We start from the raw sequence: 20,998 nt of genomic DNA on the forward strand, positions 1-20,998 counted from the left end.
TGATTGTTAATAGCTGCGTTGAGGCTTGCTGAAATATTGCAACACAGGAGTTGCTTCCCTTTTTTTACTATTAGATTGTAATTGAATGATAATCTATTATACTAGAAATATTGTAACTACGATGAATTTTAATGGTTACTTCATGAAATGAATAAATCTCCCTCTTCACAATGAAAAGGGAGATTTTCTCAAACAGCTAAATGACAAACTGCATATTATACAAATTTGCATATGTCCGGTTTAGTGCAAGCAATTCCTCATGTGTGCCTTCTTCACTGATCCCGTCGTCGGTTAAGACAATAATTCTTTTCGCATTTCTAATCGTCGATAAACGATGGGCAATCACAATTGTCGTTCGATTTTCAGCTAAGATCTCTAGTGATTCTTTAACGATTTTTTCACTTTCATTATCAAGAGCGCTTGTTGCTTCATCAAAAATCAAAATAGGAGGATTTTTTAGGAAGACACGGGCGATGCTCAACCTTTGTTTTTGCCCTCCCGATAATTTAACACCCCTTTGACCAATACCGGTGTCATATCCATTTGGCAAGTTCATAATAAATTCATGAGCATTCGCGTTTTTTGCCGCCTCAACTATTTCTTCTTTCGTTGCATCAGGTTTTCCGTAACGAATATTTTCGATCACAGTCCCGGCAAATAAATAAACATCTTGTTGAACGATACCAACATTCTTTCGTAGCGAATGCAAACTTACGTCCCTTATATTCACGTCATCTAGTAAAACTTCCCCTTCTTTTACATCATAAAAACGCGAGATGAGAGAACATAATGTAGTTTTTCCAATCCCTGATGGTCCAACTAAAGCAATATAATCCCCTGATTGAACTTCTAAAGAAATATTATTCAGAACACGGTGGTTGTTTCCGTTATAATTAAATCCGACATTTCTGAACTCAATATTTCCTTCTACATTCTTCAGATCAATTGCATTTGCGGAGTCTTTTATATCGGGTTCCGTTTCGATGATTTCCATAAAACGATCAAACCCAGTGATCCCATCTTGAAATTGCATCGTCACATGAGCTAATTTTTGGATCGGCTCAATTAAATACGCAATATATAACAAAAACGTAATCAAATCGGGCAAGTCTAAAGAAGCATGGATGATATTGATGCCACCAAATACGATCACAGTAATGGTAATGAGTTGGACATAAATATCCATCCCAGTTGAAAAATAAGCTTCACTTTTATAGCCATTTTTACGGCTTTCAAGGAAGCGATTATTTTCATAATTGAACTTTTCTACTTCAAACTTTTCATTTGAAAATGATTTAACTACCCGTATGCCGGATAAGCTGTCTTCTACTTGTGAGTTAATGTCCGCAATCCTATCTTTATTTCTTCTAAGAGCGATATTTACTTTTTTATTGAAATACAGTGCAAACACGGCCATGAAAGGCAAAAAGATAAAAATCGCCAACGTTAATTTCGCGTTAATGAAAAATAGGATGACGAACGCACCGACAAATTTTATAAAATACTTAATATAGTCCTCGGGTCCGTGGTGATACAACTCAGACAAAAGCAACAAATCGTTCGTAACTCTAGACATTAGCTGCCCTGTTTTTTGTGTATCATAAAAATTGAATGATAGTTTTTGATAATGCTCAAATAATTCTCTCCGCATATCGCTTTCCATCATCGCACCCATTTTATGACCATGATAATCCACTATAAATTGACAAATATTTTGGATGACCATCAAAATGAGCATGATCCCGCAGACGATATATATTTGGTTTAATGCATTGGAAAGGTCATTTTCCAATATATCCTTTGTAATGAATCTTGTTAACAGCGGATACAAAAGTGCAATACCTGAACCAACTAATGCACATGTCATTACTGTATAAAACAGCTTCAAATATGGTCTATAGTACGACAAAAACTTCTTTATTCGATTATTCACAAGCTTACCCCTCTTATGTTAGATTTCCTGAATGTAATCTACACATATAAGGGGAACACAATCGTTATTAACTTAGTGTTGCACCCTTATATTTTTGTCCTAGTGTCATTTGATTTCTCATTAATATTGCCTCCTTCTAGTTTCGATGGATAAATTATACAAAACAAATCAAGTTTTTAAAAGATAAAAAATACTTAAATAATATTTCCCCTCAACAAATAACAACACTCAGAGTTATAAAAAAGGATTTTAATAGCTTTTTGCGAATATATAAGAAGTGTTGATTATTTCATAAATGAGGTGAAAATGTGGCTATAGATATTAAGACATTATTTTTAATCGATCAAAAGGATGGTTTAAGCGAAGAATTTAGTAAATTAGTTTCAATGATGAATTATACAAGAGTGATGACACTGGAAGAAGTAAAAAAATTAACAGTGGAAGAACTTGATTTCCTTTACGATAAGGACGCTAATTCAATCGGAATGTTATTAGCACATATGGTGGCTGTCGAAAAAGCTTATCAAATTGAATCCTTTGAAAATCGTGAGTTGACCGAAGAAGAAATGGATGAATTGAATCCGGCATTAGATTTAGGCGAAAAAGCCCGTGAACAGATCCATAGTAATAATATCGATTTTTATATTAAGGAATTAGACGATACTCGCCGCTATACAATAGAAACATTCAAAGCCCTCCCTGACGAATGGCTATTTCAACAGACTCCCTTCTGGTTTGGTGAGCAAGCCAACAATTATTTTAAATGGTTCCATGTTTTTGAAGATGAATTGAATCATCGAGGACAAATAAGGATTATTAAAAAGATGATGGCAAAACAATTGCATATTTAGTCATTTTTCTCATTAAAGAGGCATAGTGTCAAAACGATTGCATTGGAAAAGTGCATTTGGGTCTTGATTCAATCCGGATCGAGACTGGAACCATAGGAAAAACGGATTTGCGTTTCGATTCGAGCCCGATCGAGACTGGAATCATAGGAAAAACGGATTTGCGTTTCGATTCGAGCTCGATTGGGACTGAAACCATAGGAAAAACGGATTTGCGTCTCGATTCGAGCCCAATCGAGACTGAAATCATAGGAAAAACGGATTTGCGTTTCGATTCGAACTCTATTGGGACTGAAAACACAGGAAAACTGTTTTTCAGTCTCGATTCGAACCTAATCGAGATTCAAAAACAAAAAATAATTCAAAATTGAAAGAAAGCCCGGTTTTATAAGGGCTCCATTCTCTCTTTTCTGTTTTCTTATAAAACTACAGGAGAAAAAGGACCGTAATCCTGAAAACTACTATAAAAATAAGATCCCAATGGGGCCCTAACCGTTTGCGGGGAGCTCGGCTCCTCAATAATTAAGGTCAATTTGAAAGTCCTTTTCTGTTACCCCTTTTGCTCTTTCTCTTCCCCCATTTTGAATAAAAACATCCTTTACAAATCGCTTAGCGTCAATTTTCCATCCTTCTTCAGGTGAAAATCTAATTAAATGAATTGTTCCGTTAAAAATATGCCGCTTTGAATCTTCATCAATCCATTCGATGTCAACTGGGATATTAAGATATAATTCATCTTTTCTAAAAGGTCTTACTGATATTTGTCTTGGTTTAATATTTTCAACTTTATTGAACTGCATCTTCCAGTTTATTTTTTGTAATGAAATAGCTGAGACAATGCGTCTATCCTTTTGCTTTATACCTGCTGTAAAAGCTTGAATAAGCTCGTACGGTTCGGCGCTATTCAAGTATTCATTCAATATACCTGCAGATTTCATGATCATAAGTTGATGTGAAAGATCAACAGCTTTTTTTCGATGAGTTGTACTTCCATTAAAATGAACGCAAAAATGGCCTCGGAAATTATTGTCCAATTTTCCGGCACCATGCGGCATCCCATGCATAGAAGCAGCAATCCACTGATCTTGATGAATGACTATGATTGCCCTTCTCTTCCAACTCCATTTTCCGTTATAAATGCCCTTCATAATTTTCGTATCTTTTGATGTCAATGGTTGAACATCCGCGTGCCCACTTCCCGCCCGCCTTTGTACATTAAACTTCTTTCCTGTCTCCACATCCATAATCGTAAACTTACTATACTTCGGCAATATTCCATTCACTTCATCCCAAGGGAGCATATCAACCCAAATCCCGATTCCTTCATCCTTTGCTTCAGCAAAATGTCCATTAAACAAAATGATAGAAAGTAAAAAAATAACCGAAAATAAATAACGCATATAAACACTCATTTCTTGATTTTTAAAAAAAGCTTTCCAAAAATGGTTCAAACCTATTCATGATTTAATGTTTTAAAATAGGGAAAAGTAAAATGAAAATAACTGGGAGGTTTGATTAATGGGTGCGATTGAACGAAATGGATATATATTTGAATCGGAATTTAGTGTCATTGAGCAAAATGGGGCGGTTCATGTGTATCATGAAGGGGAATTCCTTGAAGAAATAAAGTTTACCTTTCATGGAAAATATCCCGAAATTGACCAAATCGAACAGCTTGTTGCGGATTATTGTAGGACAAACGGAATATAAAAAACACCACGAAATGTTGTGGTGTTAAATTTAAGGACCAAAAGAAGCGAAATACCTAAAAATAATGACTAATATTGCAAAAACTGAAATCGTACATATACAAGCTAGGTGCATGAGTATGTATAAAATTTTTCGTTTTCCTTTAATAAAAAATGAACAAATAAATCCAAAAAGAGGATTTAATAAAAGAAAAACTAGAAAAATTGGTCCCAATACTTTATCCACCATCGTAGGTATGATTAGCTGCAATATAAATACAACAATGGTAGCTATTAAAGAAATGAGTGAAACTTTAGAAGGGTTTTTAAAAAACTTCTTCATACTTTTCTCCTTATGATTTTATACAATTTATATTCGCTTACTAAGGATAAATTCCCTTCTAAAATATATTGCTTTTCAACAAAATGTTCCTTTGCTTTGGGAGATTGGAAAGTTCTCATAACGCCTATTTGAAATCCAGCAGTTATTGTTTGACCTATTACTTCTCCCTCCATAAATTTTCCTTATTTCCGTTTTGTTGAATTTATATTAAAATTAAAAACAAATTAATTCTTTCGGAGATAATGAAAATGCTGACTAAAAAAATTTCAAAAAATGATGCAAAGAAAATTATTAAATGGAAATACGAACCACCATACGATTTCTATAATATGGACGGCCCTGAGGATTCTTTCCAAGAAATGCTGCAGTATAAGGCAGTTTTCAATGGTGACGATCTTATTGGCTTTTATTGTGTAGGACAATTCGCCCAGGTGCCTATTGGTCGGGATATAGGATCTTATCCGGATGTAGAAGATTTGCTTGATTTAGGATTCGGCATGAACCCTGAGTTAACGGGAAAAGGATTGGGTTTTACTTTTATTAGTTTTATCATCAGTGAACTTCAAGAAAAGTATAATTTAAACAAAATTCGTTTAACGGTTGCTGAATTTAACAAAAGAGCTATTACGCTTTATGAGAAATTAGGCTTCGAAACGCAAACATCTTTCATAGCAAACGATACCACTTTTTTAGTAATGATAAAAAAACTATAAAATAACCTTTTCTAAGTCTGAACGAAAGCGATCAGCCCGTAAACATTCATCTAATGTACCTTTAAGCAGGTTAAGCGTAAGATCTTCTGATTTCACAAGGCCATCAATGCGCAAATCCATAATCCATTCCCAGATATCTTCCAATTTTCTTTTTAGGAAATAAAATTCGAGTGCATCTAGATCAGGCGTAGCAAAATTCATATGTTTTTTATATTCTTTTAAAAACTGTTGTGCATATGGCTCAATCATAACTAAAATAAGATCCTGTTCTTGTGGTGCAAGTTTTACGCATTCCCAATCAATTAGCATCAAATTTTGACCTTGCATGATATTCCAATTATGGGCATCAGCGTGGGACAATACATATTTGAGTGACTTGTTTTTTAATGTAGTTGACAAATATTTCATTCTTTCAATTTTATCTAATAAACAATTATGATACGGACTAACAATTTCTAGGACTGCATCTTCCTCTTTATTTAGCTCGTCATTAATAAATGAGGACAATAAATTACAATAATCAATCTCAAAGGCTTCAACGGTCTGCAGTTCTTTTAGTTCATTTGGAATTTTGGATGTACTCCTATGAAGTAAGCCGATAATTCTTGCTAATTCATTAATTTGACTAGGGCTTAGAGAGCTCTCAGCAATTGTCTCACCTTCTATAAACTCAAAAAGTAAGTAAACATAGCTTCCATCTTCACATTTAAATTCTTTATGCTCCGTAAAAATTGGGCTAATAATATGCTTTTTTATTTCTGGATAATCATCATGCAGCCACTTTACTAACGGGATGTAACTATCGATAGCATCAATCCACTGAATGACAGCTTGCTTGCGTTTGTTATAAACCTTTAAAAAATATTTTCTATTTCGATCTTCTACAAAAAAAGCTAATGCAGACCATCCGCCAGTTCGTTGTTCTATCCTGAGCGCATCTATATTGTAGAATTCTTTCAAAATCTTTGTGATTTGATCTTTCATTTCCATTATTGTCCACCTTATTCTACTTTTTCAACCATATTAGATTGGAGTCTGTTGTAAAATTTACTACATTGTAAAGAAACAACACTTCTTTAACATCATTTTCTCGAATAAAAGCATGAACATCTTTATGAAAGTAGCGCAAATCAATCACAACTATTTCTTCAAAGTGATTGGCTAGAAAAGGAATAAATGCATGAGCATATGAATCCTTAATTACTGCTAGTTTCCGACCATTTCTTATATTTGATTTTATCGTTACTAAACTATGATTTCCATTTAAAAAGAAGGAATATTGATCTTTTTTCTTTAAAAACGACCATTCAAATAATGAATTTGATAGCTCCTTATTGTCTTCATACTGTATTTTGTACGATGGATCTGTTAAGGGTTTAAACAATTCTATACTGTCTGGGATGACAGGATGTCCCAGCACTTTGGAGGCATATGTTCCATAAAAATCATCAGATACTGTTTCGAGTTCGAAATCACCAATAGAATAAGGTTCAAATCCCAATGTTTGCGCGGCTTGTATATAGGCGTAGTAAGCTCCACGCATCGTCCAATGATGATCTGTTTTAAAGAAAATTTCTTCGTTTCCATGATTTCTTAATGAATATGATACATCAATAAATTGAACCGAATTAAGAAGTTGAGCATTCACCTCATCCATCACTGCTCTTTGTGAATAAGACTGAGCAAATATAGGCAGTTTCTCTTTGTGAATTTCAATAGATGTCGGCGCAAGTAAAACATAGGAATCAATATCTTTGTTTTTCTCTGCAAAATAGTTGATATACTCAATGTTTTTATGTAACTGGGCTTTTGGTTCCTTATATCCTTCCAATAAAAACCCATCTTTGCCAAAGTATATCCCATTGGATTCTTGTTTTAATATCGCCTTCTCAGAAACAGCTTTTATCTGCAACCAGCTCTTCTTCCATGCGAATTGATCCGATATATACGATTCATATCGATCCATAAATTTGCCAGATAGAATATTTTCAAGTGAAAATGTTGGTTTTTGATTGAGTATTCGATTTTCCTGTTCCGAGAAGAAGATATCGTCTGTAATCATATTCAATATAGTAATAATTCCTATAAAACTTATAAACATAAAAGCTATAATCTTATCAGTTACATGCATATTCTTCCCTCGTTAAAAACGAAAATATAAAAATGGATTATACGATTCATTCACTAGAAAAGCTGTCGAAAGCAACAGAATTGTAAAGTAAAAAATAGGCGAGAGTATTGATATAATTCTTCTATTTTCAAAAAGCTTTATAACCGGCATAGCTCCAATAATTGCAATAATAAATAAGGCGCCATTTGTATAAAGCTCATATAATGTTAGTTCATTTAAAACGGAGTTTCCTGACAGTCCAAACATAATAGATAAATATTGGAACCCTGCCTTAAGATCTTCGAATACAAATAATACCCATCCAATTAATATAAAGAAAATGAAATATAAATGTTGAAAAACAGGATAAAGCCGAGCTAATAATTGATTAAATCCTCCCTTTTCTACAGCAATGAATAAACCAAAATAAAGTCCCCACACGATAAAATTCCAGCTTGCACCGTGCCAAAATCCAGTCAGTCCCCAAACAATGAAAAGATTTCGATAAAGCTTCAACTTCCCTTCCCTGCTTCCACCAAGCGGAATATATACATAATCACGAAACCAGCCACTTAAAGTCATATGCCATCTCCGCCAAAATTCTGTAATGCTTCTAGATAAATATGGATATTGGAAATTAACAGGGAAGTTAAATCCAAACATTTTTCCTAATCCTCTCGCCATATCAGAATATCCGCTAAAATCAAAATAGATTTGCAGTGCAAATGCAATTATTCCGAGCCATGATGAAATAACTGTCAGCTCTGAAAAGCTCCGTCCCTCTATGCTGTTCCAAAGAAAACCTATATTATTGGCAAGTAATACTTTTTTGCCCAGTCCAATGATAAATAAGCGGATCCCTTCCGCAAATTGATGTACAGTAACACGTCTATGAATCAGCTCTTTTTCAATTGTTTCATAACGGACAATTGGACCTGCTATCAGCTGCGGAAATAAACAAACATACATTGCCAAAGCAATTGGATTTTTTTGCGGCTGGACCCTGCCCCTATATACGTCAATCGTATAGCTCATCGTTTGGAAAGTGTAAAAGGAGATGCCGATTGGAAGCGGTAAATTCAACAATCCTAAATCCGCTCCCAGTAAAAGATTAAGATTTTCTATGAAAAAATTCGCATATTTAAAAAAGGAAAGTATTCCTATATTTATGAATAACGAGGAAAATAGAAAAAGCTTTGCAAAAAATCTCCCCTTAAATTTTGCGATAAAGATGCCATGAACATAATCGACCACAGCCGAAAAAAGCATCAACAGAATGTAAATAGGCTCCCCCCATGCGTAAAAAATCAAGCTGACAAAGAGAAGGAGCAAGTTTTTTAGTTTATTCGGACTAATAAAATAGATAAATAATGTAATAGGTAAAAAGACAAAAAGAAAAACTAAGCTGCTAAAAACCATTTCATCACACCTAAGCAACAAAAATCATTTAAGTTTATCATCGAATATCTTTTCCAATTTTTCAGGATGTTCATACGTAATGTAGATTACGTAAGGACCTTTTACTTTTATAATATTATTTTTTACCTTTTCATACTGATCAGGTAAATATTGTTCCCATGTGTTAATTTGTGCTTCCTTTTCTTTTTTTAACGCCTCAATCAAACCATCCACTTTGGATTCGTCCTTAGCCTTTAACAGAATAATTTCATCAGAATTAATATTCATCATTGCGGCGATAACATAACCTTCCTCTAAATCATCTACGTTGAGCGACAATTTTTCCATAAGAAAATCACTATCCGGATTAGCTTCATCCTTCTTTACGAGGTCACTTTCTATGTATGCTTGTAGAACACCATCTTTAAGTGCATCTGCAACTCCCACCGCTGTTAAATCTTCTCCGATTTGTTCTTTTATAGCACCCACGATTTCTTCAATAGAAACTCCAGATGCACCTGCTTTATTAGCAGCTTCATTGCTGCATCCAATAAGTGATAAAAGTATAATTGCAATCATACCTGTTAAACCCATTACTTTTTTCATGTTAGCACCTCGATTTTGATATTGTTCTCCATAATCTTTGACGAAAGTTTTGAGATTTTGTTTCGTTTCATTGGAAATTTATTTTCTTATGTGATATTGTTCACAATATAGACGAGAGTATGTTGACAATTTGTCAAACCCTTTTGTAAATCCAGCTTTTTAAATGGGTATGATAATTAAAGGGAGAGATCCATTTTCAAACAAGGAGAGATGGAATATGTATAAAAAACATGAGAAGGGTCTTATATGGCTCGCTTTCAGTGTGGCGGCGATCATGTTCGTTTCGATACTTGGCAGAATTTTTGGTGGATAAAAGGAGGAAAAGTAGTTGGTTAATGAAGATGCATTATTTTACAGTCGAATTTTAACGGAACTTACGCTTTCTTTTCATATTATATACGCTACGATTGGTGTGGGAATTCCACTCATGATTATGATTGCCCAATGGGTCGGAATTAAAAAAAATGACGAACATTATATTCTTCTAGCTAGAAGATGGACGCGTGGTTTTGTTATTACAGTGGCCGTTGGCGTTGTAACAGGAACCGCTATTGGATTACAGTTATCGTTGTTATGGCCTAATTTTATGGAGCTTGCAGGAAATGTCATTGCCCTCCCCCTTTTCATGGAAACATTTGCTTTTTTCTTTGAGGCTATTTTCTTAGGGATTTATTTGTATACATGGGACCGATTTGAAAACCAAAGAAAACATCTACTCCTACTTATTCCAGTTGCTGTTGGTGCTTCTTTTTCAGCTGTCTTTATTACAATGGTCAATGCATTTATGAACGCACCACAAGGATTTGACCTAGTGGATGGCCAGCTCATTAATATCAATCCTATTTTGGCGATGTTTAATCCAGCGATGCCGACAAAAGTAGCTCATGTTGTTGTGACGGCATATATGACCTCAGCTTTTGTACTTGCCTCCATAGCAGCATTCCGATTATTAAAAGGTTCTAATCATATTTATCATAAAAAAGCATTGGCTCTAACGATGAAGCTAGGGCTTATCTTTGCAATTGGCGCTGCAATCATAGGTGATTTTTCTGGTAAGTATTTAGCAGAATACCAGCCCGAAAAGTTAGCCGCTGCTGAATGGCATTTTGAGACAGAAGGTAAAGCACCGCTTATTTTATACGGAAAATTGGAAAATGGAGAAGTTAAATATGCTATTAAGCTGCCTTTTGCACTAAGTGTATTGGCACATAATGATCCTACAGCTGAAGTACTCGGATTGGATCAGTTTCCTGAGGATGAAATCCCTCCCCTTTATATTCACTATCTATTTGATATTATGGTCACGATTGGGATTTGGATGGTTGTATTATCATTTGTATTTTGGATAGGGATGAAAAGGAGATGGCCAATCATTGAGACAAAGTGGTTCAGATGGTTGATTGTGTTGGGTGGCCCCCTCTCTATCCTTGCGATTGAGGCGGGTTGGTGGATGGCCGAAGTTGGCAGACAGCCATGGGTGCTTCGGGGTTTGATGCGTACCGCAGATGCCGCTACATCTAGCAATCAAGTGGACCTTATGCTTATTCTTTTTGCTGGGTTATATGTCATCCTCGCGATAGGGACAATTGTCGTGTTAAGCAGGATGTTTAGAAAAAATCCTGTTGAGCGCGAATTAGAAGACCGAGCTGCTGAAAAAGGTGGTGTGCCATCATGAATTTAGAAATACTCGGGATATTAGTACTTTGGACTTTCCTTTTTGGATATGTAATCGTTGCGTCCGTTGACTTTGGCGCAGGTTTTTTCAATGCCTACAGTGTTTATGCTGGAAAAAAGCATATTTTAACGAATATTATTCAAAGGTATTTATCTCCGGTCTGGGAAGTAACGAATGTATTTCTTGTCTTTTTCTTTGTAGGAATAGTTGGCTTTTTTCCAAAAACGGCTTTTTACTACGGAACCATTCTTTTAGTTCCTGCAAGCATTTCAATTTTACTGCTTGCGATACGCGGATCTTATTATGCTTTTGAAACATACGGTTCGAGAGGACATAAAGGATATGCATTTATGTACGGATTATCAGGGTTATTTATTCCCGCTTCATTATCCATTGTACTGACAATCTCTGAAGGCGGATTTGTTTCAATCGTTGACGGAAATCCCGTATTGGATTATTGGGCATTATTTTCTAGCCCACTTACGTGGAGTATTGTTGTGTTGAGTCTTGCTGCTGTCCTTTATATTTCTGCAGTATTTCTAACGTGGTATGCCCATAAAGCGAGAGATATGAAAGCAGCAGAATTAATGAGGAAATACGCGCTGCTTTGGGCATTTCCAACGATTGTGACAGCAGGAGGTATTATTGTCGAGTTGCGTTTCCACAATCCTGAACATTATGGACGAATTTTGGATTTATGGTGGATGTTCGCCCTATCCTTCCTAATGTTTTTCGGTACTGTTTGGCTTATATGGAATCGAAAGCATTACGGACGTGCATTCGGCTTGCTGACAGGTCAATTTGCTCTTGCTTTTTATGCGTATGGATTTTCTCATTTTCCATATTTACTCTATCCACATTTAACGATTTATGACGGATTCACAAATAAAGCGATGGCGATTTCACTCGTCGCTGCGTTTATTGCAGGGCTTTGTTTATTAATTCCTTCATTATATTTGCTATTGCGATTGTTTTTATTTGATAAAAAATATGTCGAAGGAAAATCAGATTATCATCCATAAGGAGTGTGCTTTTCATGACCGATTTCTTTATATTTGCCGCGCCTTTTATTGTGCTGGCGTTATCGATTGGTGCAGCATTTTGGGCAGCCTTGAGAGAAGAACCTTATATAGATGAATATTAAAAAATACAAGGACAGCTTGTTATTGAAGCTGTCCTTGGCTTTCAACAAACTTGTGCGTACCTATTCTAGGTGGATTTATGACCAGGTACTAACACCTCTACTTCTCTTTGGCACCTGACCATAAACAAAAATAATACATTTATTTTACAAGTATAATATATCGATATAATATCATTCAAAAAAACAAGCACTCCCTCTGGAATGCTTGTTTCTCCTTTTGCATTTTAATACGTATTATATACATTCTCACATTCTGTACCAGTCGGCTCATAAAAACAATGCAGCTTATAGCGCCCTACGAATGGTTGATTGTACCATTTTGAAGGACAGTCTCCTTGCGGTCTAAAATACCACAAACTATATTTGGATGGCCAAAGCCTATGTCCATTGATTGATTTTCTAGCTAGTGTTTTTTCCGCTTCCCTAGCCCTCTGGTAAAAATAACCGTGGATTACCGCTTCAAATGCGTGGGGCTGATAAATCATTTGTGGGATTGTGCGAATTCCTTTAAAATCGGAACAATCAGCTCTGATCCGGTTAATTCCCACATTCCCAATCATAAGCATCCCTTGTGTTCCTTCACCTTCACCTTCTGCCCTTAAGAGCCTTGCCAACAAATCTATATCTGCTTCCCTGGCTTTTACAACAGCCATACCTCCACCTCCATCAATCATTACATATTCATCATATTTAAAGATGACATGATTGTTGACGAAGGTTTTTGATTAAAAATGTGCTCTTGCCAATTCCGCTATTTTTTCAGGTTCTTTATAAGATAGAGGCTCGTCGTGAATTGCTTGAAAATAGCTAATATCACTTGTCCCCAGATTCCCGATCGTTAAACGCGGAATAAGACGTACATGGATTGGCTGATTACTTGAGGAATCACTTGATAACTGCATGGATAAGTTGAAACTAGCAAACCCTTGTTCTATAAGTGCATTGAATACAGATCTTAACCCTTCGGCAAAATCTAGTAAATCTTGTTCAGTAATGTCCTGTATTGTTATTGATTTAGTAAATATCCCGATAAAATCATTATGGCTCTTTGGGGAAAATGCATGAAGCCAGCCTACATTTCCTTTTTCCCCTACCCATCTTTCTCCGGAATCCTTTTCTTTTTGATAAAGCTCTGTAAAATAATCATTCCCAGTTTCATCTTTAAAACGATTAGCATATTCATTAACATAGTTCTGATAGTTTGTTGGTGATTCAGAAATGATTACGTGTAAATGAGGATGGAGGATGCTTCCACCTGAATTAGGGAGATAGTTCCAATTTATTGAAAAGTTAGTTGCTGATTTATCAGTTTCGGCTACTTTTTTTATATAATGTAAAGCAGCCATAAAGGCATTTTTTATCATTAATGAGGAAAATTCCTCCAAACGCACATAATGTTGATCTGAAAATACTACCACTCCATTATGCTTGCTGTAAGGGAAAAGATTAGGAAATACGATGGCGTCTCCATTAAAAATCCTTCCTTCTTCTGCAATTTCATTTGGGAAAACAGGTGTCATCTTTAAAATATTTTCTGAACAAAATGGACAATTCTTTCCACTCGTTTGTTCAGCCGCTTGTTTATAATCGGGTGGAGTCGGAACTAAACCAGGATCAAATACAAGTCTAGATGTCTCACCAGTTAGAGGATCGAAACGAATTTCTGCTTTTCTCTCAATCTTATTGCCTTCTCCATCAAAAAATGTAAACCATTCTTCTTTTTTCTTAAAATTAATTGTCAAAACCATTACCTCCTATATTTAATCTTTTATAAAATATTCTTTCCCATACTTTCCAAGGAAAAATATTTTTCAAGAATAGTGATAACTTAACCCCTTTTCCGATTGGATACCGTAATTTGGTTAACGCTTTTCTAGAACATAAATCCACGATAAGTCTGGCAACATCTTGCGGATTTCCATAGTTCTCCTTTCCTGACTCTAATTCCTTTTCTATTGCCTTCATATAAAACGAGTAGGGTGACTTATCAAGCAGTGAGTTTTCTGCAATTCTTTTACCTTTTGTCCATATATTCGTCTGAAAGGAACCCGGTTCAATCAGAGCGACATCTATTCCAAATGGCTTAACCTCAAGACGCAAACATTCGGACCAGCCTTCAAGGGCATGTTTCGATGCTACATATGGAGATAGTCCTGGAAACCCAATTTTACCTGAGATACTACTAATATTAATGATTTTACCACTTTGTTGTTTTCTTATATAAGGAAGTACAGCTTGCGTCACCCTAATTAAACCAAAAAAGTTTGTATCAAATTGCTCGTTATATTCTGAGATGCTCGTTTCTTCGCAAAACCCACCAAATGCGAATCCCGCATTATTGATAAGGATATCCACTGAAGGGATTTGTGATAATTGACTTGCGAAATGATTAATAGATTTTTGATCTGTTACATCGAGCTGCAGGAAGCTTATTTTTGAAGTAATCGCTTCTTGTTTACATAACTTTATTATAGTATCCTTACTTTGCAAGTTTCTCATTGTTGCAATGACAGAAAATCCATTTCTTGCTAACTCCACTGTCGCGAGCAGTCCAAATCCACTAGAGGCTCCTGTAATGATTGCTGTTTTATTCATTTATCTCCAACATCACTGGACAGTGATCGCTCCCCATCACATTACAATGAATCTGTGAATCTATTAACCTTTCGGACATTCTTTCAGAAACTAGAAAATAGTCTATCCGCCAACCAATATTGCGCTCCCTTACCTTGTTCATATACGACCACCATGTGTAGGCGCCTTCGTGGTCTGGATAAAAGTGACGATAAGAATCTATAAAGCCATTTTCAAGTAATGTCGTAAACTTCCCTCGCTCTTCAAAAGTAAATCCAGAATTCCCGACATTCATTTTTGGATTGCGTAAATCTATCTCCTTATGCGCGACATTTAAATCACCACAAAGGATGACAGGTTTTATCTCGTCCAACTTATTTAAATATAGAAGCATTTGATCTTCCCAACTCAAGCGATAATCGAGTCTTGCCAAATCTCTTTGCGAATTTGGTGTATAGACATTGATTAAAAAGAAATCTTCGTATTCTAATGTAATAATTCTCCCTTCCGGTTCTCCAGCATCTTCTCCCAACCCATACGATACATTTAATGGGCGTATTTTTGAAAAGATGGCTGTACCCGAATACCCTTTTTTCTGGGCATAATTCCAGTACTGATGATAACCTTCTAGTTCCAATTCGATTTGTCCTGCCTGTAGTTTAGTTTCTTGAAGACAGAAAATATCTGCATTTACTTCATGAAAATAATCTAAAAATCCTTTTTTTACACAAGCTCTTATGCCATTTACATTCCAAGATACAAGTTTCATTTATTATTTTCCCTTCATTTGCGGTATAAAATTGAATCCATAATTGGTTCGTACCCAATATCCATATAGATTTTATTGGATGTTGGATTATCTAAATCGGTATATAAGCTCGTAGTCCTATAGCCCTTATCTAACATTAATTGCGAAAGTGCGGAAACGCAGTTAGAAGCGAAGCCTTTTTTTCTATTTTCTAATGGAGTAAAAACTAAGCTTACACAAATATTACTCCGAGTTGGACGACTTACACTCGCCATCGTCACAATCCTTCCTTCTGTTTCCCAAGCATACATTCTTTCATTTTTAATAATTGCTATTGCTTTTTCTTCCGATTCTTCGAAGCTTATCTCCTCTCCTATTTCTTCACAGAACAAATAAATCCATTGTTTTATGACTGGAAGATCATCCATTATTACAAGACGGATTTCTCCATTTGAATCTGCTTCTTTTTTAACTTCAGATAATTCGTATATTCTTTGATTCATTTGGACGAAGTATTGGGATTTATCAATATTATGGACTATCTTTTCCGTAAAATCTCTCTCACCAATCAAACCCGGAATATCTTCTACTTTATCACGAATAAGCCTAGCTATCTTAACCATTTCTTCATCAGACATTTTAGGAGGTTTCGAGATAATAATTTGCTGCGGATGTGTCTGCAACAACACGATTAACATTTCGTCATCTCTTGTAATCGTGGCCATCAGGTAGATAGTTGATTCATCCGTTAATGAACCTACAACCCCAATAGGTAGATTGTTCGCTACTTCATGTTTATAAAGATGTGGGAAAACATCTGATTTGAACTTTTCAAAGTGAGCGTAGCTTTTCAATTCTAACATTTAATCAGCTCCTTATTTATAAGATCAAGGCTTTTGGCAATATCGGTATGAGGGATAGGCAAATAAGGCTGCAATTCATTCCAGGCATGTTCATGTTCCGCGTCACCTGTGGAACCAAAGAAAAGCTGTGAACCATAATCGGAGATTTCTTGCAAAGCCCAACGGTATAAATAAAACTCAAAAACTTCTATATTAAATTTGGCGTCCTTATTGTGTTTTGCATATTCTAATAGAAACGACTGGAAAAATTCATTTTCAGTAAAAGCCATAATATCTCTTTCAACAGGTCCATATGCCAGCCAACCAAAATCAATTACATGCAAAAATCCTTCTGTGTCACGGATAATATTGGCATAGTTTGGATCGCCGTGTGTAATCGAATATTTTAATGGAAAGGCTTGCAAATGATTCTGAATTATTTTCATCCGATTTAATGTTAAACGAATATCTTCTTGTTCCTTTGCAAATAATTCCTTTGCTTGCTGTCTATATATAAGTTCAACCTCATCATTATTTTCTACAGTATGTAAAATTTTTACAATGTTTTTTTCAAAAGGATTATCAAATTGTTCGTTTGGGATTCCTGGTATTTTATTTATATCTATACGATGAAAATCTGCCATTATCCTAGCGATTCCAACTGTGTCGTCTAATGAAAGTTCCCCTTCGTAAATGGATTCCCCAGTAATATAAGGAAAAATTGAAATTTGAAAAGCCCCATATTGAATAACGACTTCACCAGTTTTTGATTGAATCGGAGGAAGTAAATATGTTTTCTTCTCATGAAAGTGTAAATAATGGATTGCTGAAAGTGGAGTAGCCAAATCCATTTCCGTTTTAATTGCTTTTACAAAATACTCTTCTCCCGTTTTTGTTTCAATAGAATAACAATACCCTTCTTCCCCTTTTGGAATGAAATCAATTTTTACTCCCTCTTCAATATTATATGATTGATTTATGTAAGCTAATAAATGCCGTCTATGTATGTTGCTATTATCAAATTTCATGGATCCCTCTCCTTATATAAAAAACTTATGGGCCTGTATGGTCCATAAGTTTTATTAATTCCAGTCAAAAGGTGTTTCTTGGTATACATAATAATTAAGCCAATTCGAAAATAGTAGATGGCTATGTGATCGCCATGTATTGATTGGCGCTTTTGTATGATCATTATTTGGAAAATAATTTTCAGGTGGAAGGATATCGATGCCTTTATTAATATCTCGTTTATACTCTTCTGCTAAAGTAATAGTATCATATTCCAAGTGACCTGTTATCATTATATTCTTTTCATCTTTGGATAAAATGATAAAAGGCCCCGCCTCGCCTTCAGAGAGAAGTGACAGTTCCGGATGTGCTTTAATTTGCTCACTTTGTACACTTGTATTTCGAGAATGCGGAGCAAAAAATACATCATCGAAGCCCCTAAATAATTTTACATTCTGTTCAGCGATGCTATGCTGAAATATTCCGGAACATTTTTCAGATAGCTCATATTTATCAATGCCATAATGATAAAATAAAGCAGCTTGGGCTCCCCAACAAATGTGCATCGTGGATATGACATGCTCTTTCGTCCAATCCATTATTTGTTTTAGTTCTTCCCAATACGTTACTTCATCAAATGGCAAATGTTCAATCGGCGCTCCGGTAATAATCATCCCATCAAAATATTTCGTTTTTATCGCCGAAAACCTCGTATAAAATTGATCGAGATGAGACTTTGAGACTGTTTTTGATTGATGCGTCTCCATATGAAGAAATGATACATTCAATTGTAATGGAGAATTCCCAAGAAGGCGTAATAATTGAACCTCTGTCTTCTGTTTTTCAGGCATTAAATTTAAGATTAAGATATTCAAAGGACGAATGTCTTGTGTCGTTGCCCGTTCCTCATCCATCACAAAGATTTTTTCTTTTTCCAATATTTCTCTTGCCGGCATTTTTTGTGGTATATTAATCGGCACCTTAACTCCCCCTTGCTAATAAGCGTTAGCGCCTTGGTCAGAGACGCTGTAGCTGGAAAACAAAAAAAGCTAATAAAAATAATTATAGAGTTGATTGACAATTTCAGCAATAGTGACTTGTATAAACTTTACTTCTATTTATCCTGAAAGAAAACGATTCGATTATAGAATGGATCGCCTACATTAATTTCAAGCGTATTCCACGGTGTTTCTTCAAGTCCCGGCCTTGCAAACTTATAATTTTTTGAAATAAGTTTTTCGTGCAGCGCTTTTATATTGTCCACTTTTATTCGAATAGAAGATCCTGGCGCCGCATCTCCATGGTGTTCTGATAAATGAATAAGACATTGATCAGATGAGATTTGCATATATAAAGGCGCATTTTCATCAAAGCGATGTGTCCAATCTATTTTAAACTCCAAAAAGTCCAAGTAAAATTCTTTTGCTTTTTTTTCATCAAAAATTCTAAATATTGGTGTTGAGCTATACATTGGGATAACACTAGAATTCATTTTTCTTCCTCCTCTAATCATCTATATTAATCATAGATTAAATATTGATTTATTACGAGTGAAATAAGTCTTCATTTTTTTTAAGAGTATTAAATTGTCTCATACATAGCTATTATGGTATATATAAAGCAAGTTCATCTGAAAGGAGAATTCATTTTTGAAAAATTGGAAACTACTAATTACGATCCTTCTTTCGTTACTATTTATTAGCGCATGTAATAATGAAACTTCTGTGTTGCCTAAGGATCCAAAAAAAGATGAACGTATGAATAATAAGCAAGACTCAGTTAATAAGTATACTAGTTTGGCAGAGAAAAAAAATAAAGACATTGAACGTGATCCTATTAATCTTACTAGCTACGCTGATGTCGTGGGAGCGTCACTTTTAGAACCAATTTACGAATTATTTGAAGCTAATAAGGAGTTTACCATTTCAGGCAGCATTGAGAAATCCGTGTTGTTAAAAGGGAATTATGCTTGGATTAAATTGAAACACATAGACGAAAATGAATCCTTTGAATATTATACACCGATAAAAAATGGTGATTTCACCCAACTAATTCATTTTTTTAATGGAGAAGGGAAATATTCAGTGCAAATTCTGCTGCCTAGTACAGAGCAAGAAAATTATTATTCTGAATTAGCCGCATTTGAGGTCATGAATACTGATTCGGAAATGATCCGCGACGTCACATATACCCCATATGGACTAGAAGCCGGATTACATATAAACGAACCTATCTCGGGACTCGGTGCAGAAAGTGAAATGGTGATTGTTTCGGGTGAAGTGGAAGAGAGCTCGGTCATGCTTCAAATAGAAAAGGAAGCGGATACATGGCAGCATATTATTCCAGTTACTAATGGAAGCTTTTCATTTGAACTCCCCCTCTTTTTCGGAGAAGGAATTCATGACGTCCACGTTCTTTTACCAGATAAAAATTTGGAAAACCGTTATCAATATGGAAGTACGTTTAAAGTTAATAATACTTCATCTAAAAAAATGAAACCGATTGAATATCACCGTGGTTATGAAGAAAAAGGGATCGTACTCGATTCTCCGAAATTCGGCGGTTTTGATATTGATTTATTGATGTCAATTAAGGGATCTGTGGATCCAAACACCAGAAACGCAGATAAACTAACACATTTATATATTAAATCCAAAAAAGGCCAAGATGAGGCTTTAGACGTTATACCTATTCATCAATATCATTTTGACGAATCTATTTATTTACGATTTGGTCCAGGTGAATATGAAATTACAATAAATGTTCCGGAAATAAATCCAGAAAACAAGTCGTTTTTTAGTTTTTCTTCTATTGCAGCTTTAACAGTGACCAATATTGCGGCAGAAGATAAACGGGATTTACTTCCATCAAGAGGGATCCAATCAGAAGCTTTGGAAATCATAGCCCTTGCCAATGAGATTACGAAAAATGCTAAAGATGATAGAGAAAAGGCGAAAGCAATTTATGAATATGTAGCAAAAAATATTTCATATGATGTAGATAAATATAAAAATAGTGAATTTGAATGGGACGATAACGCTTTGAAAACACTTTCCAATAAGAAAGGTGTTTGCCAGGATTACGTTTACTTAGCGGTTGCACTCTTAAGAGCTAGTAATATTGAAGCAAGATTCGTTGCGGGTGATGCTGGAACAGGTGCATCAAAAGAAAATCATGCGTGGATTGAAGCAAAAGTAGATGGGAAATGGCTGATTATGGATCCAACGTGGGGATCAGGTTATCTTGAAGGCGATCGTTTTGTCGCGAAATACACGGATAAATATTTCGATCCTGTAGAATCTGAATTTAATAAAACACATATGAGAGAAAACGTGGAGTATTAAAAAATCCTGGTATTTCAATAAACG

General features: G+C 35.2%; 23 protein-coding genes. 8 read left to right on the top strand and 15 right to left on the bottom strand.

From position 1 onward, the window contains the following. Positions 1–196: 196 nt before the first annotated feature. Positions 197–1,933, bottom strand: a complete 1,737-nt coding sequence (locus NQ185_RS00310; RefSeq protein ID WP_257579526.1) for an ABC transporter ATP-binding protein — start codon at positions 1,931–1,933, stop codon at positions 197–199. A gap of 386 nt (positions 1,934–2,319) precedes the next feature. On the opposite strand from NQ185_RS00310, the gene NQ185_RS00315 reads away from it, so the two are divergent. Together NQ185_RS00315 and NQ185_RS00320 are read left to right on the top strand one after the other, a co-directional pair. Next, on the top strand, positions 2,320–2,784 hold the full coding sequence (locus NQ185_RS00315; RefSeq protein ID WP_257580028.1) for a DinB family protein: 465 nt from the start codon (positions 2,320–2,322) through the stop codon (positions 2,782–2,784). A gap of 56 nt (positions 2,785–2,840) precedes the next feature. After that, positions 2,841–3,152, top strand: coding sequence for a hypothetical protein (locus tag NQ185_RS00320; RefSeq protein WP_257579527.1), 312 nt, complete (start codon positions 2,841–2,843; stop codon positions 3,150–3,152). Positions 3,153–3,296: 144 nt separating this feature from the next. Here NQ185_RS00320 and NQ185_RS00325 read toward each other — a convergent pair whose 3' ends face one another. Then, positions 3,297–4,181, bottom strand: coding sequence for a hypothetical protein (locus tag NQ185_RS00325; RefSeq protein WP_257579528.1), 885 nt, complete (start codon positions 4,179–4,181; stop codon positions 3,297–3,299). A 118-nt stretch (positions 4,182–4,299) separates the two neighbouring features. Here NQ185_RS00325 and NQ185_RS00330 point away from each other — a divergent pair, with 118 nt between their 5' ends. Beyond that, positions 4,300–4,491: a YbxH family protein gene (locus NQ185_RS00330; RefSeq protein ID WP_257579529.1), complete on the top strand. Its 192-nt coding sequence runs from the start codon at positions 4,300–4,302 to the stop codon at positions 4,489–4,491. Between the two features lie 30 nt (positions 4,492–4,521). Here NQ185_RS00330 and NQ185_RS00335 read toward each other — a convergent pair whose 3' ends face one another. Further along, positions 4,522–4,812: a hypothetical protein gene (locus tag NQ185_RS00335; RefSeq protein ID WP_257579530.1), complete on the bottom strand. Its 291-nt coding sequence runs from the start codon at positions 4,810–4,812 to the stop codon at positions 4,522–4,524. A 248-nt stretch (positions 4,813–5,060) separates the two neighbouring features. On the opposite strand from NQ185_RS00335, the gene NQ185_RS00340 reads away from it, so the two are divergent. Next, positions 5,061–5,525, top strand: coding sequence for a GNAT family N-acetyltransferase (locus NQ185_RS00340; RefSeq protein ID WP_257579531.1), 465 nt, complete (start codon positions 5,061–5,063; stop codon positions 5,523–5,525). On the opposite strand, the gene NQ185_RS00345 is transcribed toward NQ185_RS00340, so the two are convergent. From NQ185_RS00345 to NQ185_RS00360, 4 genes are read right to left on the bottom strand one after another with little or no spacing between them, the layout of a single operon-like run. Then, positions 5,520–6,515 (bottom strand): aminoglycoside phosphotransferase family protein, encoded by a 996-nt coding sequence (locus tag NQ185_RS00345; protein WP_257579532.1) that lies wholly within the window; start codon positions 6,513–6,515, stop codon positions 5,520–5,522. The genes NQ185_RS00340 and NQ185_RS00345 overlap by 6 nt on opposite strands. 16 nt (positions 6,516–6,531) lie before the next feature. Continuing rightward, positions 6,532–7,656, bottom strand: coding sequence for a DHHW family protein (locus NQ185_RS00350; protein WP_257579533.1), 1,125 nt, complete (start codon positions 7,654–7,656; stop codon positions 6,532–6,534). Between the two features lie 12 nt (positions 7,657–7,668). Beyond that, positions 7,669–9,054 carry an MBOAT family O-acyltransferase gene (locus tag NQ185_RS00355; RefSeq protein ID WP_257579534.1) on the bottom strand — a complete coding sequence of 462 codons (1,386 nt, stop codon included), beginning with the start codon at positions 9,052–9,054 and terminating at the stop codon, positions 7,669–7,671. A gap of 24 nt (positions 9,055–9,078) precedes the next feature. Further along, positions 9,079–9,639 carry a DUF4358 domain-containing protein gene (locus NQ185_RS00360; RefSeq protein ID WP_257579535.1) on the bottom strand — a complete coding sequence of 187 codons (561 nt, stop codon included), beginning with the start codon at positions 9,637–9,639 and terminating at the stop codon, positions 9,079–9,081. 328 nt (positions 9,640–9,967) lie between these two features. Between NQ185_RS00360 and NQ185_RS00365 the strand changes: the two genes are divergently transcribed. The 3 genes from NQ185_RS00365 to cydS are packed head-to-tail and all read left to right on the top strand — an operon-like array spanning position 9,968 to position 12,458. After that, entirely contained in the window at positions 9,968–11,314 is a 1,347-nt protein-coding gene (locus NQ185_RS00365) for a cytochrome ubiquinol oxidase subunit I (protein WP_257579536.1), read from the top strand. After that, entirely contained in the window at positions 11,311–12,336 is a 1,026-nt protein-coding gene (locus NQ185_RS00370; protein ID WP_257579537.1) for a cytochrome d ubiquinol oxidase subunit II, read from the top strand. The genes NQ185_RS00365 and NQ185_RS00370 overlap by 4 nt, the downstream gene beginning before the upstream one ends. 14 nt (positions 12,337–12,350) lie before the next feature. Continuing rightward, positions 12,351–12,458 (top strand): cytochrome bd oxidase small subunit CydS family protein, encoded by a 108-nt coding sequence (gene cydS / locus NQ185_RS20300; RefSeq protein WP_373370760.1) that lies wholly within the window; start codon positions 12,351–12,353, stop codon positions 12,456–12,458. 224 nt (positions 12,459–12,682) lie between these two features. Here cydS and NQ185_RS00375 read toward each other — a convergent pair whose 3' ends face one another. From NQ185_RS00375 to NQ185_RS00410, 8 genes are all read right to left on the bottom strand, one after another. Then, the gene (locus NQ185_RS00375) at positions 12,683–13,111 is read right to left on the bottom strand and encodes a cell wall hydrolase (protein ID WP_257579538.1); all 429 of its coding nucleotides are present in this window, start codon (positions 13,109–13,111) and stop codon (positions 12,683–12,685) included. A 72-nt stretch (positions 13,112–13,183) separates the two neighbouring features. Next, positions 13,184–14,206 carry a hypothetical protein gene (locus NQ185_RS00380; RefSeq protein WP_257579539.1) on the bottom strand — a complete coding sequence of 341 codons (1,023 nt, stop codon included), beginning with the start codon at positions 14,204–14,206 and terminating at the stop codon, positions 13,184–13,186. Beyond that, entirely contained in the window at positions 14,190–15,053 is an 864-nt protein-coding gene (locus NQ185_RS00385; protein ID WP_257579540.1) for an oxidoreductase, read from the bottom strand. Before NQ185_RS00385 ends, NQ185_RS00380 begins: the two co-directional genes overlap by 17 nt. After that, positions 15,046–15,801, bottom strand: coding sequence for an exodeoxyribonuclease III (locus tag NQ185_RS00390; RefSeq protein ID WP_257579541.1), 756 nt, complete (start codon positions 15,799–15,801; stop codon positions 15,046–15,048). The genes NQ185_RS00385 and NQ185_RS00390 overlap by 8 nt, the downstream gene beginning before the upstream one ends. 14 nt (positions 15,802–15,815) lie before the next feature. After that, positions 15,816–16,643, bottom strand: coding sequence for a GNAT family N-acetyltransferase (locus NQ185_RS00395; RefSeq protein WP_257579542.1), 828 nt, complete (start codon positions 16,641–16,643; stop codon positions 15,816–15,818). Next, the gene (locus NQ185_RS00400; RefSeq protein ID WP_257579543.1) at positions 16,637–17,650 is read right to left on the bottom strand and encodes a phosphotransferase; all 1,014 of its coding nucleotides are present in this window, start codon (positions 17,648–17,650) and stop codon (positions 16,637–16,639) included. The genes NQ185_RS00395 and NQ185_RS00400 overlap by 7 nt, the downstream gene beginning before the upstream one ends. A gap of 54 nt (positions 17,651–17,704) precedes the next feature. Continuing rightward, positions 17,705–18,610 (bottom strand): homoserine O-acetyltransferase MetA, encoded by a 906-nt coding sequence (gene metA / locus NQ185_RS00405; protein WP_257579544.1) that lies wholly within the window; start codon positions 18,608–18,610, stop codon positions 17,705–17,707. 134 nt (positions 18,611–18,744) lie between these two features. Further along, the gene (locus NQ185_RS00410) at positions 18,745–19,122 is read right to left on the bottom strand and encodes a glyoxalase superfamily protein (protein WP_257579545.1); all 378 of its coding nucleotides are present in this window, start codon (positions 19,120–19,122) and stop codon (positions 18,745–18,747) included. Positions 19,123–19,279: 157 nt separating this feature from the next. Here NQ185_RS00410 and NQ185_RS00415 point away from each other — a divergent pair, with 157 nt between their 5' ends. Further along, positions 19,280–20,974, top strand: a complete 1,695-nt coding sequence (locus NQ185_RS00415) for a transglutaminase domain-containing protein (protein ID WP_257579546.1) — start codon at positions 19,280–19,282, stop codon at positions 20,972–20,974. Positions 20,975–20,998: the final 24 nt, after the last annotated feature.

It is taken from the genome of Lederbergia panacisoli (assembly GCF_024626525.1).
Taxonomy (GTDB): domain Bacteria; phylum Bacillota; class Bacilli; order Bacillales; family Bacillaceae_C; genus Lederbergia; species Lederbergia panacisoli.